Here is a 15329-nt window from a genome sequence, read left to right as displayed (position 1 = left end):
ATGGAATGGCTCAATACTTTGCTTCAGGGCATGTTGCTGGGTGGCCTCTACGCGATGTTCGCGGTGGGGTTGTCACTGATGTTCGGCATCATGCGCCTGGTCAATATCGCCCATGGTGACTTCATCGTGCTGGCGTCGTACCTGGCGCTGATGGTGGTCAATCATCTGGGTTTCAGCCCGCTGGCGAGCTTGTTGCTGGTGGTGCCGCTGATGTTCTGTTTCGGCTACCTGCTGCAACGGCTGTTGCTCAACCGAACGCTTGGCCAGGACATCCTGCCGCCGCTGCTGGTGACCTTTGGGTTGTCGATCATCGTGCAAAACGTGCTACTGGAGTTTTTCAGCGCAGACAGTCAAAAGCTGTCTCAGGGTGACCTTGAAGTCGCCAGTGTCGGCTTCGGCAATTTAAGCGTGGGCGTCATGCCGCTGATCGTGTTTTGCAGTGCGTTGCTGATCATCGGTGGTTTGCAGCTGCTGTTTTACAAAACCGCACTGGGCCGGGCGTTTCGAGCCACTTCCGATGACCAGCACACCGCGCGGCTGATGGGCGTCAACAACGCACATATCTTCGGTCTGGCCATGGCGTTGGCGATGGCTGTGGTGTCGATCGCCGGGGTGTTTCTGGCGATTCGCACCAGTTTCGACCCCACAGTGGGGCCGGCGCGTCTGTTGTACGGTTTCGAAGCGGTGATCATCGGCGGGTTGGGCAGCCTGTGGGGCACCCTGGCCGGCGGGGTGATTCTCGGTGTTGCTCAGGCGCTGGGCGCAAAAATCGATCCTGGCTGGCAAATCCTCGCCGGTCATCTTGTGTTTCTGCTGATCCTGGTCGTGCGCCCGCGTGGCCTGTTCCCCCGGAGTGTCGACTGATGAATGCCTTGAACAATCCCGCGCTCAGCTATCGCGTACAACGCACGACCACCAGCAGCATGATTGGGCTGTCATTGCTGAGTGTCTGTGTGTTGGTGTTGATCAGTGCGCCATTCTGGGCGGATCGCTCAAGTTTGCGGTTAGTGGTGGAGTTCGCCTATTACCTGGCGCTGGCGCAAATGTGGAACCTGCTGGCGGGTTACGCGGGCATGGTCTCGGTTGGGCAGCAGGCGTTCGTCGGCCTGGGTGGGTATCTGCTGTTCATGTTGGCCACCCGGTTTGGTATTCCGCCATTGTTCGCGGTCCTGCTCTCGGGCGTGCTGGTCGCGTTGTTGGCGATTCCCACAGCCTTGATTGTGTTTCGGCTGCGCGGCGCCTACTTCGCCATTGGCACCTGGGTCGTGGCCGAAGTCTTTCGCCTGGGCCTGGCGCAGATGAGTAGCCTCGGCGGCGGTTCCGGGCAAAGTCTGCCGGCGGCGATTGTGCGGCAGATCGGCAATGACCGAGACGAGCGCGAGATGTTGATCTACTTCACCGCTCTGGCCATCGCCATTGCCGCCGTGGCGGTGGTGTTCTTTGTCTTGCGTTCGCGACAGGGGCTGGCCCTGGCGTCGATTCGCGATTCCGAGCCGGCGTCCGGCAGCCTGGGGGTCAACACCTTCCGTACCAAGTTGATGGTGTACGTGCTGGCCGCCGGTTGCACGGGCGTGGTCGGGGCGCTGATCTTCCTGCAAAAACTGCGTATTTCTCCGGACGCGGCGTTCAACCTGCAGGACTGGACGGCGGTAGTGATCTTCATCGTCATCATCGGCGGTATCGGCACTTTGGAGGGGCCATTGATCGGCACGCTGATCTACTTTGTGTTGCGTGGTTGTCTGGCGCAGTACGGCGCCACGTACATGATCATCCTGGGCGTGGTCGCGGTGGTGATGATGCTCAAGGCACCGCAAGGGGTGTGGGGGCTGATCAGTGAACGCCTGGGCTGGCAGGTTTTCCCCATGCAGCGACGGTTGTCTGTTCAGAACCACAAATAGTGCGGTGTCAGGGATGTGGAGTGCGGGGGGGCGACAGGCTAACCTCATTGTTCCTATTAGAACAAAAACATCCAGATGGCCAGTCAGTTAAGCCTTCACGCAGTCCGTAGCAGCTGGCGAAGCCTGCGTTCGACTGCGAAGCAGTCGTAAAACCTGCGCACGCGATCTACCTGATAGACCGCAGCGTCTGAATTCACGACTGCTTCGCAGCCGAACGCAGGCTTCGCCAGCTGCTACAAAGGCTGGGTATTGGTTAACTGACTGGCATCATCCAGAGAACCTGCCCCATGGATCGTTTACTCAGTGTCGAAGCCTTTGTGCGTGTTGCCGAAACCGGCAACTTCGCCAAGGCGGCTCAGCAATTGGGCGTGACCCGTTCGGTGATCACTCACCGCATTCAACAACTGGAACAGTTCATCAATGCGCCGTTGTTCCACCGCAGTACGCGGCATGTCCGGCTCTCTGAAGTGGGCGAGACCTACTACAAGGAGTGCGCGGACATGGTCGCGAGTTTCAACTCGCTGACTGAACACATGCGCGAGTTGCGCGCCAAACCCACCGGCAAACTGCGGGTGCAGATGCTGCCAGGCTTTGCCATCGGTCACTTCGGCAGAATGCTCGCCGAGTTCACGCGGCTGTACCCGGACATTGAAGTCGACGTCATCGTCAATGACCGGGTGGTGGACCCGATCGAAGAGGGTTTCGATGTGGCGTTCCAGATGTTCCCCCCTATGGCGGAAACCCTGATCGAACGCAAGTTGTTCAGCGTTCGCCGGTTGTTCTGCATGTCACCCGATTATGCCGCCGAGTTCGGTGTGCCCAAGCATCCGCAGGAGCTGCTGCAACACAAAATCGCCTTGTACGAAGGCTATCCGTCGCGTAACCGCTGGATCTTCACCGGCGAGCACGAGCAAGTGGAGCTGAGCCTGCCGGGGCAGGTACGGTCGAATTCGGTTCATTTGCTGCGCGACTACGCCTCGACCGGGGTCTGCATTGTTTGTTTGCCGACATTGGTGGCCAGCGAAGACCTGCTCAGCGGTCGCCTGATTCCGGTACTGACGGACTACGCATTGTCATCCTTCAATTTCTCCGCGGTGTATCCCGCCACCCAGCGCCGGGCCTTGAAAGTGCGCACGCTGATCGATTTCCTGGTGGAAAACTTCGGTGACGAACCGTGCTGGGACAAACCCTTGCTGGAGCGCGGCTGGGTACGCTGAGCGGCACCCGGTCCCTGTAGGAGCTGACGAGTGAAACGAGGCTGCGATCTTTTGATTTTTAAAAGCAAGATCAAAAGATCGCAGCCTGCGGCAGCTCCTACAGTGTTTGCGTTTCGCAAACACTGTTGTCGCCCGCTCTCTAATTGTCCCCGCAGGAGCTGGGACGTACTGTTGGCTCACTGTTACTACAACAACAAAACGGTGAAAACCATGAGTAGCGCGGCAATCGAAACGGTCTTCGGCTCGCTGGATAACTACAGCAAAGGGTCGGTTGAAATCATCAGCGGCCAGGCCAGTCATTACGCCTTTTCGAATATTTTCGAAGTGGCGGACAACTCCCTTCCTTATGAAAAAGTCGTCGTCGGTCTCAATCTTGGCTACGTCATTGAAACCCTGCGCGCCGAGGGACAGTCGCCTTGGTACACAGCGGCGCACGACGAATTTGCCATCGTCATGGACGGTGAAGTACGCGTGGACTTCCTCAAGCTCGATGCTCCTCTGAAAGACGGCGAGGGCACACGCCTGGCCGGTGAACTGCCTGCGGGCAAACCGATGGGCTACGTGCTGCTCAAGCGCGGTCACCAGTGCCTGTTGCCGGTCGGCACCGCTTATCGATTCGAAGCCAGCCGTCCCGGCGTGATCCTGCAGCAGACCATTAAAGGGCCGTTGTCGGTCGAGAAATGGGCAGACATCTGCTTCAAGTGATCACCGCCTTCCCATCTAACAAAAGCAACAAGAGGAACCCCGTCATGGCCATGCTTGAAAACGCTGCCGATAACACGTCCTTTGCCGACGACGAAGTCCAGGCCAGCGCGCCCCATGCCGTCACCGGCTATCGCGCCTTCAAACTCGGCGCTTTCGAACTGTCGCGCGACGAGTATTTTGCCCGTATCACCTGGCCCGCCAAAGGTCAGACCCGTTCGCACCTGATTCCGGTCGATGCCTTTCTGCGCGCCATGATGCGCGATGTGGCCTGGGGCTTTTTCTACGGCTGGGTCAACTTCGACCACGTCATCGGCACCCGCAATTATTACGGCAAAGTCGACCTGTACGCCGGCACCTTCAATGGCACGCTCAAGGCCGCAGGCGTCAACTACACCGAAAACTTTGAAACACCACTGATCATGGCGACCTTCAAGGCCATCCTGCGGGACTGGACCAACGCCACCTTCGACCCCTTCGCGGCACCGGAAGAAACCGGTTCGGCGTTCGGTCGCAAGAACGGCAACAACATCGAGGCCATCGAACGCTTCCGCATCGCCACCAAGCGTATGCCTGGCATGCCAGATGATTCGCCGCTGCGTAACGATTTGCCGGTCAATCGCCAGTTCATCGATGTTTATCAGGATGAACCTGAAGTACACGCGGCAGAAGGTTTTGAAGGTGAGTTGCATGCGTTCAGCCTGTTCAAGTACCTGTCGCGCTCCGACGTGACCTGGAACCCGTCGGTGACTTCGGTGTGCAAGGCCAGCTTGTTCTGCCCGACCACCGAAGAATTCATCCTGCCGGTGTTTCATGGCAATGACCGGGTCGAGTGGTTCCTGCAGTTGTCCGATGAAATCCTCTGGGACGTCGGCGACAAGGACGACGGCAACCCGCGAGCGCGCATCACCATGCGTGCCGGCGACATCTGCGCCATGCCGGCGGACATTCGCCACCAGGGCTACTCGACCAAGCGCTCGATGCTGCTGGTGTGGGAGAACGCCACGCCGAACCTGCCGCAGCGCTACGAAAGCGGTGAACTCAAGCCGTATCCGATCGAGTTCTAAGACTTTGCGTCTGGCCCGGCAACGCATCGGGCCCTGCACTCAAAAATCAAATGGTCAGACACTGCGCCCTCGGCGCGGTGCGAGGAAAATATTATGCAAAATCAGCTCTATATCGATGGCCGTTTCGTGGATGCGGTCGCTGGCGGCACCATTGACGTCGTCTCGCCCCATGACGGCTCGTTGATCACCCGCGTCGCCGCCGCAGAAGCCGCTGACATCGACCTCGCTGTCGCCGCGGCCAAACGTGCGTTTCCGGCCTGGTCAGCACTTGGCGCGGCCGAACGCGGGCGCTTGTTGCTCAAACTGGCGGACAAGATCGAAGAATGCGGCGAAGAACTGGCGCAGCTCGAATCCCTGAATACCGGACACCCGATCCGTGATTCCCGCGGCCTCGACGTACCGCGTACGGCGGCCTGTTTCCGTTATTTCGGCGGCATGGCCGACAAGATCGAAGGTGCGGTGATTCCGGTCGAAGCCGGGTTTCTCAATTACGTGCAGCGCAAGCCGATCGGTGTGGTCGGGCAGATCGTGCCCTGGAACTTTCCGCTGATGTTCACCAGTTGGAAAATGGGCCCGGCATTGGCCGCCGGTAATTCGATCGTTATCAAACCCTCGGAAATCACACCGCTGACGACCTTGCGGATTGTCGAACTGATGACTGAAGTCGGCTTCCCGAAGGGCGTGGTCAACGTCGTGCCGGGTTACGGGCATACCGCCGGTCAACGCCTGGCCGAACACCCGGATGTGGGCAAGATTGCCTTTACCGGTTCGACGGCGACCGGTCGCCGGATCGTTGAAGCGTCGAAAGGCAATCTCAAGCGCATTCAGCTGGAACTGGGCGGGAAGGGCGCCAACATCGTGTTCGAAGACGCCAACCTGGACGCGGCCGTCAACGGCGCCGCCTGGGCGATTTTTCACAACCAGGGCCAGGCCTGCATCGCCGGGTCGCGTTTGATTCTGCATAAAGACATTGCCGACCAGTTCCTTGAGCGTTTCATCGTGCTGGCCAAATCCATTCGCCTGGGCGACCCTCTGGACCCAGAGACCGAAATGGGCCCGCTGACGTCGGCGCTGCACCGCGATCGCGTGCTGGCCTATATCGATATCGCGATAGAGCAGGGCGGCAAAATCCTCTGTGGCGGCAAGGCCCCGGATGACCAAGCGTTGGCCGAAGGCTTTTATGTCGAGCCGACCATTGTCGAGGCTTCGCCAGAAGATCGCGTTTGCCAGGAAGAGGTCTTCGGTCCATTCGTCTCCGTGGTGCGTTTCAGTACCGATGAAGAAGCCCTGGCCATCGCCAACAGCACCGAGTACGGGCTGGGCAGCGGCCTGTGGACGCAGAACTTGAGCCGCGCGCACAAAATGGCCGACGCCATTCACGCCGGTATGTGCTGGGTCAACTGCTACAAACGCGTGAGCCCTGGCAGTCCGTTTGGCGGCGTTGGTCAGTCGGGCTACGGCCGTGAAATGGGCTTTGAAGCGATCCACGACTACACCGAAGCCCGCTCGGTCTGGGTCAACGTCGACGCGAAAATCGCTCCGTATTACGAACGCTGAGGCCTGCCATGAATCCTTTTATTTACCAAAGCCTGCCAACCCGTGTGGTGTTCGGCTGGGGCAAGCTCTCGGCGCTGGCTGAAGAGATCGAGCGCCTGGGCGCCCGGCGTGCGCTGATCCTCACCACACCTGAACAGCATGGGCTCGGCGAACAGGTCGCGGCGTTGCTCGGCGATCGCGCGGCGGGCGTCTATCCCAAGGCAGTGATGCATGTACCGCTGGGGGTGGCGCAAGCGGCGCGTGTCGAAGCGGCGCGTCTGGATGTCGATTGCTGCGTCGCCATTGGCGGTGGTTCGACCATTGGTCTGGGCAAGGCTATTGCCATGGATTCGGGACTGCCGATCGTGGCGATTCCGACGACGTACGCCGGTTCGGAGATGACCCCGATCTACGGGCTGACCGAAAACCGCCTGAAGAAAACCGGACGTGATCCCCGGGTGTTGCCCAAGACTGTGATCTACGATCCGCAATTGACCCTGACCTTGCCGGCGCAGATTTCCGCCTGTTCGGGGATGAATGCCATGGCCCACGCGGTTGAAGCCTTGTACGCCCAGGACGCCAATCCGATCATCGGTTTCATGGCTGAAGAGTCGATTCGCTCACTGGCCCTGGCCCTGCCGGGCGTGGTCAATGATCCCAACGACCCGCAAGCGCGCAGCCAGGCATTGTATGGCGCGTGGCTGGCAGGCATTTGCCTCGGTTCGGTGGGTATGGCCTTACACCACAAGCTCTGCCACACCTTGGGCGGGACGTTCAATTTGCCTCACGCTCAGGCACACGCGATCGTTTTGCCACACGCGGCGCATTACAACCGTGAAGCGGCCGCAGGACCGTTACAGCGTGCCGCCCGCGCCTTGGGCGGTAGCGAAGCGGGGGAGGTGGGCGCCTTGTTGTACGCGCTGAACCAGAAGCTGGGTATTCCATTGGCGCTGGCTGACATTGGCCTGCCTGAAAACGGGCCGGCCGACGCTGCGCAAATCGCCTGCGCCAGTCCCTATTACAACCCACGGCCGTTTGAACAAGGCCCGATCGAAGCGCTGTTGACCCGCGCCATGAAAGGCCTGGCGCCAGCCTGATTTACCCGTGCAGACAACTCATGTCGGAATAAAAACAATGACCGATCAAGACAAAACCATAGAAACCCTGATTTCCGAGCAGGCGGTGAACAGTTTCAGTGACGCTCCCAATGCGCGTTACAAACAGATCATGCAGAGCTTGGTTCGCCACCTGCACGCGTTCGTCAGCGACGTCGAACTGACCGAGCAGGAGTGGTTTGAAGGCATCCGCTTTCTGACCGAGACCGGCCACACATGTGATGGTCTGGTACGCCAGGAATTCATCCTGCTGTCGGACACCCTGGGTGTGTCGATGCTGGTCGATGCGATCAACCATCGGCACAGCGCAAACGCCACCGAAACCACCGTGTTCGGACCGTTCTACATCGAAGGTATGCCGGATCGTGAATTCGGCGAAAACATGGCCTTCACCGCGGGCGAGACGGCGTTGGTGCGCGGTCGAGTGGTCGATACTCAGGGCAATCCCTTGGCCGGCGCAGCGCTCGACGTCTGGCAGACTGCCGAAAATGGCATGTATTCAGGCCAGGACACCGAGCAGCCGTTCGGCAACTTGCGCGGTCGCTATCGCACCACTGCCGACGGCTATTTCGCGATTCGCACGATTGTCCCGGTGTGCTATCCGATCCCCACCGATGGCCCGGTCGGGCGCATGCTCAACGCCGCGAACCGTCACCCGTGGCGGCCTGCGCACCTGCATTTCATGATCGATGTGCCGGGCTATCGCAAACTGGTCACCCACCTGTTCAATCACGATGATCCGTACCTGGCGTCCGATGCGGTGTTCGGCGTCAAACAGTCATTGCAGGTGATCTATGAAGACCAGATCACCCACGATGATCTGTCCGCCGACCTGGGTATCGACTTGCCGTTCAAGCGCGCCTGTTACGAATTCGTCATGGAAACCGAGTGAACCATGGGACAGTTTTTTGCGGTATTCGCTACAGACCACCCGGATTCCCTGGCCTTGCGTCAGCGCTTGCGGCCGAGTCATCAGGCGCACTTGCGAGCGACTGAAACGCATCGAGTGGTCGTGCGGTTCGGCGGCCCGACCCTCGATGAGACGGGTACGGCCATGAATGGCACGTTGCTGGTCATCGAGGCGGGCAGTCTGCCGGAGGTGGAAGCGTTCATCCAGGACGATCCGTATGTTCAGGCTGGACTGTTCGCCAGTATTCAGATTCGCCCCTGGTACTGGAGCCTTGGCAACCCGGAATTGCGCGGCTGATCATGACCATCATTACGTTATGCCGACTGGATGACATCGCTGATGGCGGCGCCCTGGGTCTGCCCGAACACCAGCAATTGCATCCCGGCGGTCTGGTGGCGGTGCGGCAAGGCGAACAGGTGTGGGTCTACATCAACCGTTGCCCGCATTTCTCGGTGCCTCTGGACTATCGCCCGCAAGAATTCTGCACGTATCGCGGCAAAATCCTGATGTGCGCTCATCACAGCGCGATGTTCCGTTTCGAAGACGGGCATTGCATCGACGGTCCCTGCAAGGGCGCACAGTTGGAGCCCGTGCCGGTGCGATGGGTCGAAGACCGATTGATCATGGAGGTATAGGGCCACGCGATTCACGAATAGGGAAGGGGGGCGGGTGAGAAGGGGTGATCTACAATCTTTTATGCTGAACCACGCTCATCCGGAGGTCATCATGAAAAGGTTGTCGCCCATCGGCCTGTGCGTAGCATTGTCGGTTTTTAGTGTCCAGGGCTGGGCCGAAACGGTCGTGCCGATGAAAGGGCAGAGTTCACAACAAACCCAAACGGACATTACCGATTGCCACAACATCGCGGCCAGTCAGAGCGCCTCGGCTGCACCGCCGCCTTCCGGTGGAAGACTGAAGGGGGCCGCCGCGGGCGCTGCCGCCGGTGCGGCGGGGGCCCAGGTCCGTGGACGTCAGCATGACGAGTTTTATGATCAGGTCGATGAAGACCGCAAGCAGGACTATCGCCAGAATCGCGCCAAGGAAACCGCCGCGGCAGGCGCGGTCGTCGGAGGCTCGCGTCAGCGTCAGGAACGCCGGGCGCAAGAGAAAACCAGTGCTTCGACCAGTTCTACCGCCTATACCAGCTGCCTGCAGGGTAAGGGGTATCAGGTTAACCCTTGAGCACTTTCCTGCCGTTGATCGAGCAGATGAACCATCAGGCAGGCATACAGCGTCACGAGGATGAACAAGCCCATGCGGATGGCGAACGCTGTGTAAACGTCCTTGCCCGCTGCGCTGTCCTGTACCGACTGACCCAACAGGATGATCAGCGTGATCAGGGTATTTAGCCAAAACCCCGGAGTAAACCGGGTCGGGCTCAGGGCATACAGCTTGCGCGCCAGCACCAGGCCGAACAGCAGCATCCACAGAAAGAACATCCACAGATGCACAAACAGACTGAGGGCGCTCCAGAAGAGCATCGCCAACAGGCCTGCGAGCAAGGTTGAGCCGAGCAACTCGCGACCGGCGTTGCGGGCGCTCGTCGTGGAGCTTTGCTGACCCAGGCCGACGGCCTTCAGGATGATCGGCAGATAACCGGCCGGGTCGATCAGTGCCAGCAGGAAGGTCGGCAGCACGATCAGGGTTGCACGCAGCGCAATCCGACTGACTTCTTCTGCCGGCAGGGGTGGGGCAGTTGGCGGGGAAGGGGCATTGGGTGGATCCGGGAATAACCCATGACTGAACGCCACGACGACAACGGCGAGCAACAAACCCTTGACCAGTGCGCCGATGACCATCGCCGCCAGATCGAATTCGGCGATACCGGCCGAGGAAATCATGGTCAGGCCAATCACCAGGAAGGTCATGATTAACGTGTTGCCGCCGCGCAAGCCAAAGCGGAAGACCAGGAACAGACCGACGCTGATCAGTAGCACGCCGCTGATGGGGTAATAACGCAGGACCGGGATCAATAGCAGGCCGATGCCGGTGGTCAACAGGGCGGCCAGTGCGAGAACGAGTCCGGCCTTGAACGGCAGCGGGCGATTGACCGAGGCCAGCAACAGCAGGCAAAGCACCGGCGCCATAAAAGGAATCGGCAAACCCAGGCCGAAACTGGCGCTGAGGCACAACGCCGTGCCGGTGGCCAGGCGCAGTGCGCGTTGATCCCGCGGCGTGCGCCGAGTAGACATACGCTTAATAGGCATAGCTCAGCCAGCTCATGAGCCCCACAAACACGCGGCCGAGTGGGTTCAGCGGATTGCCCTCGGAGGGGAAGGCCATGACTTCGGCTTGTCCACCGGCACGGATCCCCCGACTGTCACGCAACGTGTTCAACGCGTCTGGCGAAAACTCGATAATGACCGGGAAACGCTGGGCCGGACGCAACCAGTCGCGACTGTTCTGCACGCTGGGCAAGGTGCCAGGCGCGGGAGTCTGCCCCACGCTGACGCCGTAACCGACGCTGCGCACGCGCCCCTCGAAGACCTCGCCCGGCAGAGCATCCAGAACAATCGAAACCGGCGTGTCGAGCTTCACCAGACCGAGGTTGTTCTCGGTCATGTCCGCACTGATCCACACATCATGAATGGCGATCAGGGTCATGACCGGGCTACCGGCTGCAGCGAATTGCCCAACGTCAGTACGCAGATCCGTAATCAGTCCGGCCGAACGAGCGCGAATCTGCGTGTTGGACAAATCCAGTTCGGCTTTGGACAACGCCGTGGCGGCACTGCGCAGCAAGGCGTTGTCCTCCTCGCTGCCACCTTCCTGCTCGCGCGCGCGCTGCACTTCGGCGCGGGCAGCGGCAACCTGACTCACAGCCTGTTCACGGTTGGCGCGAGACACTTCGAGCAGGCGTACGGAAATGGTGCCGGGGTCTTCGCGATACAAACCTTCAAGACGCTGATTGTCCTGCCGCGCCTTGAGCTCGTTGGCCTGGGCGGCCCGCAAGTTGGCTTGCGCCGAGGCAATGCCGGCGGTGCTGGCACCGATCTGTCGGCGGGTCGATTCAAGGTCGGCGCGCGCACGGTCGACGGCAATCTGGTACGGCTGAGGGTCCACCTCAAAAAGGACTTCGCCGGCCTTGACGTCCTGATTGTTGCGCACGTTCACCCGGGTCACGCGGCCTGCCACTTCCGAGGCGACCGGTATCACAAAGGCACTCACCCGGGCCTGTTGTGTATAGGGGGTGAAACGATCCGCCAACAGGTACCAGGCCAGGCTCAGGATTATCAGTAACAGCACCCACTTGATGCCTTTTTTCGCCGGGTCGGCAGCCGGCGTTGGTGCCTGGGCGACTGGGGGCTCGGACGAGGAGGGGGCGGTTTCACTCATTGGTCTTTTACCTTGTAAGACATTGGAATGGCAGGCTGTGCAGTGGCGGGCTCTTCCAGCAAATCGCCCCAGTCGGTGCGTTTTTCCATCTGCTGGCGGGTGGTTGGATCAACTTTCGGCTGGGCGCTGTACCAGCCACCGCCCACGGCTTTGTACAAGGCAATGACATTACTGACGGCATTGCTGCGGGCGACCAGATAATTGTCCTGTTGTTCGAGCAACGCACGCTGCGCATCCAGCACACGCTGGAAGTCCGAATAACCTTCGCGATATTGTGCGCTGGCCAGCACTAGCGATCGCTTCGCGGCCCCTTCGGCCTCATGCAGGATGCGTTCGCGCTCCAGGGATTTGATCAGGCCATAGGCTGCATCGTCTGCCTCGCGTGCCGCTTGGCGAACCTTGTCCCGATAGGCCTCGATCAGCTGCTGCAACCGCGCATCCTGCACGCGCACGTTGTTGCTGATCTTGCCGTGATCGAACAGATTCCAGCGCAGACTGGGGCCGCCGACTAAATCCAGATTTCGAGGCGTGCCACTGAAGGTGTCGGTTGACCAGACAATGCTGCCCAGCAAGGTCAGCGAGGGATAGAAATCGCTCTCGGCCACACCGATGAGCGCTGACTGGGCGGCGACATTGAGCTCGGCGGCGCGCACGTCGGGCCGACGCAGCAGCAAGTTGGCCGGAACATCTTGCAACACGGCTCGGTCGACCAGCGGGATCAATCCCTCGTTCCCGAGCAGTTGCGGCTGTGCGCCGGGCGGCTGACCAATCAACACCGCCAACGCATTGCGGGTGCGCTGCAACTGATCTTCGAAGTTGGGGATGGTGCTCAACGTGCCCAGGTATTGGGTCCTGGCTTGTTGCAGGTCGAGTTCGGCAGTTTGGCCGCTGTTGAAGAGCTTTTCGGTGATCTCGAAGTTGCGCTTTTGCTGTTTGGCGTTTTCCCGGGCAACACGCAAACGCGCTTCGGTGGTGCGCAGCGAAAAATAGGTATCGGCCACTTGTGCGCGCAGCAGTACTAGTACGTCTTCATAGTTGGCTTGGGCGGCGAAGTAGCTGGCATCGGACGACTCGATGGCGCGACTGAAGCGACCCCAGAAGTCCAGTTCCCAACCCACATCGAACCCCGCGCTGTGTTGCCAGAAATGGCTGTCTTGCGGGTTGCTCCCGCCGGATTGCCTGCGGTTGAAGTAAAGACTGTCGACACTGGCCTGCTGCAGTTGCGGGTAAAGACCGCTTTGAGCAATGCCGAGTTGGGCACGGGCTTCCATGACGCGCAGGCCGGCGATTTTGAGGCTGGAGTTGCGTGCATCCGACTCGGCAATCAAATGATTGAGGACCGGATCGGCGAAGATTTGCCACCATTGACGCAAATCCGGGCTCAGTCCGCGCTGGCTGGATTGCTCAAGGGCAGGGGTGCTCCAGTGTTTGACCCATTCTTCGCCGGGCGGCTGGAAATCCGGCCCAAGCCGTACGCAACCACTGAGGCCGAATACGCCAAGCAGCACGAACCGGCCAGGCCAATTCAGCAGGGTTGTACCTGGATGCATTACGCATTTCCCGACCAACAAAGATCACTGGAGCATAGCCGTCCAAATGGGCACACGGCTGCTACGCTTTTTTAAGCGTCATCAAATCTACTGTGATCCGTTAGCAAGGTACGACGATTATGAATAACACCCCGGGTGTTGTTGAACCCCATTCAGCCGGTTGGCGCTTTAAGTTGGGAATAGTCATTATCTGCCTGATGCTGGGTTCCTGGCTGTTGGTGCCACTCGCAGCGGCAGCCGATGTGCCGGGTTCAAAGATCGCTGCACTGACCGGCGTACTGTTCATCAGCAACAAAATTCTGCTGATTCTCGCCATTGCCATCATGGGCAAGTCCGGATTCCAACAGTTAAAGCGCAGCCTGTTCGGTTATGTGTCCTCACTTGCACCCAGCCCGGAAGTCGAAGTGGGCCCATTGCGTCATAGTGTTGGAATCGTGATGTTCTTTGTGCCGCTGATTTCCTCCTTTCTTGAACCCTACATCGACAGCATTTGGCCGGGACTCAGACCCAACCTCTGGCAAGTTCAAGCGCTGGGTGACCTCATGCTGATCGGTAGCTTTTTTGTATTGGGGGGGAATTTCTGGGAGAAAGTGCGCGCCTTGTTTATTCGCACTGCTCGTGTCGCAAACACAAGCGCGGCGTGAATAACAATAACGGGTGAGGGTAGTGAGTACTCGTGTGCTCAAGTTCTAATGGCTAGCTCTACTAAAGAGCTATTTAGTTGAGTTGGCTAATGATTTTCCCATTGAGGTTGTTCGGATGGCGTCACTGCTGGTAGTACATAGTCTATCCTTAAGAGCACAAATCACCCATCAGGCAAACTGCGCTAGGTGCTCTGATGCGGCACAACCTAATCTTGCGGAGTACTAAAAGTGGAAAAATCCGTAGTGATTGATACGTTTCTCCTTGATGTTTTATTGGTCGATGAGGAGGGGCAACACATACCGAAACCGATGATTACGATCATCATCGACAGTGCATCACAAGCGATAATAGATGTAAACATCTCAACCGCCAACCCCAGGAGTTCGAGTAGCGATACAGAGCATTGAAACCCCGGCGGCGCTAGGTAAATCAAGGCTTGTACGCAGGTGTAGTACCATTCTGTTAACTTGTTTTTTGACTTGTTAACTACGGTAGTTAACAAGTCAAAATTGTGGTTTACAGCGGTACTGGACTAGCAATTTGCTGAGCTTTTCAATCATCAGGATTCTGGCGAGCTTCCAGGGTATTTTGTGGCAGGAAAGCTCCACAACCCTCAAGCGCAAGGTGCGCACCGCCAAACCCTCCGTATCTGCATGTAATTCGGCCAGCGTTTGTCTTTTTCCCATACTGCTAGCGGCAGCCCTTGAAATCTGCGCACCGACTGCACGCTGAAAGCTTCAGATTTCACACAGCGACGTGTTTCGGATGGGCTTGCCGCGTAAGCAATGCCGTAAACGAGCGAGCTGGTCCAAAAAAAGCTCCTTTAATCAAACGAATGGGCGAATGCGCATACGGTGCGCGATCACGCTCATCAAGGGCGACATTTCTGGATTCGCCGCTCATGACGTAAAATCATGAACGATGACGGTCACAAAGGCCGCTCCAGAGCCTGTAGCGCTAAGATGTTTACCGATCAGGATCCGCAAGTAAAACCGTGAACGTGAGGCGAAGGCTCGGGTTGCTCGATTACAGGCAATTTTTTCACAATTGCTTCTTAGGATTTTCTTTAGGCTGGCTTGATCTCCAGCACAAGTATTTCTGCGCAATATTCGCATTCTGTGTAGGCGATTCAGGAACAAGAAAAGTCGCATGGACCGCACGGTATTGGCTCTCAAGCCTGCAGAAGTAAAGTCTTTTCCTGGCAGCGAAGCACCCATGCAAGGGATTTAGTTCTCAAAATGAAAAGAGATTACTTCCGAGAACTCCATCGGGCTAATCTCGAAACATCTTGTTGCGTGTAATGACAGGGCCTTATGTTGAGCGGCGTCCGGATAATGCCAACGGCCCCGGGCG

At 58.7% G+C, this 15329-nt stretch carries 16 protein-coding genes; 13 read left to right on the top strand and 3 right to left on the bottom strand.

Annotated features, from left to right (window positions below):
• The 11 genes from MO767_RS27115 to MO767_RS27065 all read left to right on the top strand — a co-directional run bounded on the left by MO767_RS27115 (position 1) and on the right by MO767_RS27065 (position 9627).
• Positions 1-864: a branched-chain amino acid ABC transporter permease gene (locus MO767_RS27115; RefSeq protein ID WP_282483035.1), complete on the top strand. Its 864-nt coding sequence runs from the start codon at positions 1-3 to the stop codon at positions 862-864.
• Complete coding sequence (locus MO767_RS27110) at positions 864-1898, top strand: branched-chain amino acid ABC transporter permease (RefSeq protein WP_282483034.1); 1035 nt, start codon at positions 864-866, stop codon at positions 1896-1898. Before MO767_RS27115 ends, MO767_RS27110 begins: the two co-directional genes overlap by 1 nt.
• Before the next feature lie 287 nt (positions 1899-2185).
• Complete coding sequence (locus MO767_RS27105; RefSeq protein WP_282483033.1) at positions 2186-3115, top strand: LysR family transcriptional regulator; 930 nt, start codon at positions 2186-2188, stop codon at positions 3113-3115.
• A 210-nt stretch (positions 3116-3325) separates the two neighbouring features.
• Entirely contained in the window at positions 3326-3820 is a 495-nt protein-coding gene (locus MO767_RS27100; protein WP_282483032.1) for a hydroxyquinol 1,2-dioxygenase, read from the top strand.
• A gap of 44 nt (positions 3821-3864) precedes the next feature.
• Positions 3865-4884 carry a hydroxyquinol 1,2-dioxygenase gene (locus MO767_RS27095; protein WP_282483031.1) on the top strand — a complete coding sequence of 340 codons (1020 nt, stop codon included), beginning with the start codon at positions 3865-3867 and terminating at the stop codon, positions 4882-4884.
• Between the two features lie 93 nt (positions 4885-4977).
• Positions 4978-6441, top strand: a complete 1464-nt coding sequence (locus MO767_RS27090; RefSeq protein ID WP_282483030.1) for an aldehyde dehydrogenase family protein — start codon at positions 4978-4980, stop codon at positions 6439-6441.
• 8 nt (positions 6442-6449) lie between these two features.
• Entirely contained in the window at positions 6450-7517 is a 1068-nt protein-coding gene (locus MO767_RS27085) for a maleylacetate reductase (RefSeq protein ID WP_282483029.1), read from the top strand.
• Positions 7518-7554: 37 nt separating this feature from the next.
• Positions 7555-8427 (top strand): dioxygenase, encoded by an 873-nt coding sequence (locus MO767_RS27080; protein WP_282483028.1) that lies wholly within the window; start codon positions 7555-7557, stop codon positions 8425-8427.
• A gap of 3 nt (positions 8428-8430) precedes the next feature.
• Positions 8431-8742 carry a YciI family protein gene (locus tag MO767_RS27075; protein WP_282483027.1) on the top strand — a complete coding sequence of 104 codons (312 nt, stop codon included), beginning with the start codon at positions 8431-8433 and terminating at the stop codon, positions 8740-8742.
• Between the two features lie 2 nt (positions 8743-8744).
• On the top strand, positions 8745-9080 hold the full coding sequence (locus tag MO767_RS27070; protein ID WP_282483026.1) for a Rieske 2Fe-2S domain-containing protein: 336 nt from the start codon (positions 8745-8747) through the stop codon (positions 9078-9080).
• Between the two features lie 91 nt (positions 9081-9171).
• Positions 9172-9627 carry a YMGG-like glycine zipper-containing protein gene (locus MO767_RS27065; RefSeq protein WP_282483025.1) on the top strand — a complete coding sequence of 152 codons (456 nt, stop codon included), beginning with the start codon at positions 9172-9174 and terminating at the stop codon, positions 9625-9627.
• Here MO767_RS27065 and MO767_RS27060 read toward each other — a convergent pair.
• From MO767_RS27060 to MO767_RS27050, 3 genes are read right to left on the bottom strand one after another with little or no spacing between them, the layout of a single operon-like run.
• Positions 9612-10652, bottom strand: a complete 1041-nt coding sequence (locus MO767_RS27060) for a DUF2955 domain-containing protein (RefSeq protein ID WP_282483024.1) — start codon at positions 10650-10652, stop codon at positions 9612-9614. The genes MO767_RS27065 and MO767_RS27060 overlap by 16 nt on opposite strands.
• On the bottom strand, positions 10642-11781 hold the full coding sequence (locus tag MO767_RS27055; protein WP_282483023.1) for an HlyD family secretion protein: 1140 nt from the start codon (positions 11779-11781) through the stop codon (positions 10642-10644). The genes MO767_RS27060 and MO767_RS27055 overlap by 11 nt, the downstream gene beginning before the upstream one ends.
• Positions 11778-13331, bottom strand: a complete 1554-nt coding sequence (locus tag MO767_RS27050) for a TolC family protein (RefSeq protein ID WP_282483022.1) — start codon at positions 13329-13331, stop codon at positions 11778-11780. Before MO767_RS27050 ends, MO767_RS27055 begins: the two co-directional genes overlap by 4 nt.
• 119 nt (positions 13332-13450) lie before the next feature.
• Here MO767_RS27050 and MO767_RS27045 point away from each other — a divergent pair, with 119 nt between their 5' ends.
• Entirely contained in the window at positions 13451-13975 is a 525-nt protein-coding gene (locus MO767_RS27045; RefSeq protein WP_282483021.1) for a transporter suffix domain-containing protein, read from the top strand.
• Positions 13976-14203: 228 nt separating this feature from the next.
• Positions 14204-14383 carry a hypothetical protein gene (locus tag MO767_RS27040; protein WP_282483020.1) on the top strand — a complete coding sequence of 60 codons (180 nt, stop codon included), beginning with the start codon at positions 14204-14206 and terminating at the stop codon, positions 14381-14383.
• Positions 14384-15329 lie beyond the last annotated feature (946 nt).

Source organism: Pseudomonas sp. UYIF39 (assembly GCF_029963765.1).
Lineage (GTDB): Bacteria > Pseudomonadota > Gammaproteobacteria > Pseudomonadales > Pseudomonadaceae > Aquipseudomonas.
Note: the sequence above shows the minus strand (reverse complement) of the source record. Positions and strands in the feature narration are given on the sequence as shown.

What these genes read in the sequence shown, in the direction of transcription:
- MO767_RS27115 (WP_282483035.1), top strand. Translation starts at nt 1, where the DNA reads ATGGAATGGCTCAATACTTTGCTTCAGGGCATGTTGCTGGGTGGCCTC.
- MO767_RS27110 (WP_282483034.1), top strand. Translation starts at nt 864, where the DNA reads ATGAATGCCTTGAACAATCCCGCGCTCAGCTATCGCGTACAACGCACG.
- MO767_RS27105 (WP_282483033.1), top strand. Translation starts at nt 2,186, where the DNA reads ATGGATCGTTTACTCAGTGTCGAAGCCTTTGTGCGTGTTGCCGAAACC.
- MO767_RS27100 (WP_282483032.1), top strand. Translation starts at nt 3,326, where the DNA reads ATGAGTAGCGCGGCAATCGAAACGGTCTTCGGCTCGCTGGATAACTAC.
- MO767_RS27095 (WP_282483031.1), top strand. Translation starts at nt 3,865, where the DNA reads ATGGCCATGCTTGAAAACGCTGCCGATAACACGTCCTTTGCCGACGAC.
- MO767_RS27090 (WP_282483030.1), top strand. Translation starts at nt 4,978, where the DNA reads ATGCAAAATCAGCTCTATATCGATGGCCGTTTCGTGGATGCGGTCGCT.
- MO767_RS27085 (WP_282483029.1), top strand. Translation starts at nt 6,450, where the DNA reads ATGAATCCTTTTATTTACCAAAGCCTGCCAACCCGTGTGGTGTTCGGC.
- MO767_RS27080 (WP_282483028.1), top strand. Translation starts at nt 7,555, where the DNA reads ATGACCGATCAAGACAAAACCATAGAAACCCTGATTTCCGAGCAGGCG.
- MO767_RS27075 (WP_282483027.1), top strand. Translation starts at nt 8,431, where the DNA reads ATGGGACAGTTTTTTGCGGTATTCGCTACAGACCACCCGGATTCCCTG.
- MO767_RS27070 (WP_282483026.1), top strand. Translation starts at nt 8,745, where the DNA reads ATGACCATCATTACGTTATGCCGACTGGATGACATCGCTGATGGCGGC.
- MO767_RS27065 (WP_282483025.1), top strand. Translation starts at nt 9,172, where the DNA reads ATGAAAAGGTTGTCGCCCATCGGCCTGTGCGTAGCATTGTCGGTTTTT.
- MO767_RS27060 (WP_282483024.1), bottom strand. Translation starts at nt 10,652, where the DNA reads ATGCCTATTAAGCGTATGTCTACTCGGCGCACGCCGCGGGATCAACGC.
- MO767_RS27055 (WP_282483023.1), bottom strand. Translation starts at nt 11,781, where the DNA reads ATGAGTGAAACCGCCCCCTCCTCGTCCGAGCCCCCAGTCGCCCAGGCA.
- MO767_RS27050 (WP_282483022.1), bottom strand. Translation starts at nt 13,331, where the DNA reads ATGCATCCAGGTACAACCCTGCTGAATTGGCCTGGCCGGTTCGTGCTG.
- MO767_RS27045 (WP_282483021.1), top strand. Translation starts at nt 13,451, where the DNA reads ATGAATAACACCCCGGGTGTTGTTGAACCCCATTCAGCCGGTTGGCGC.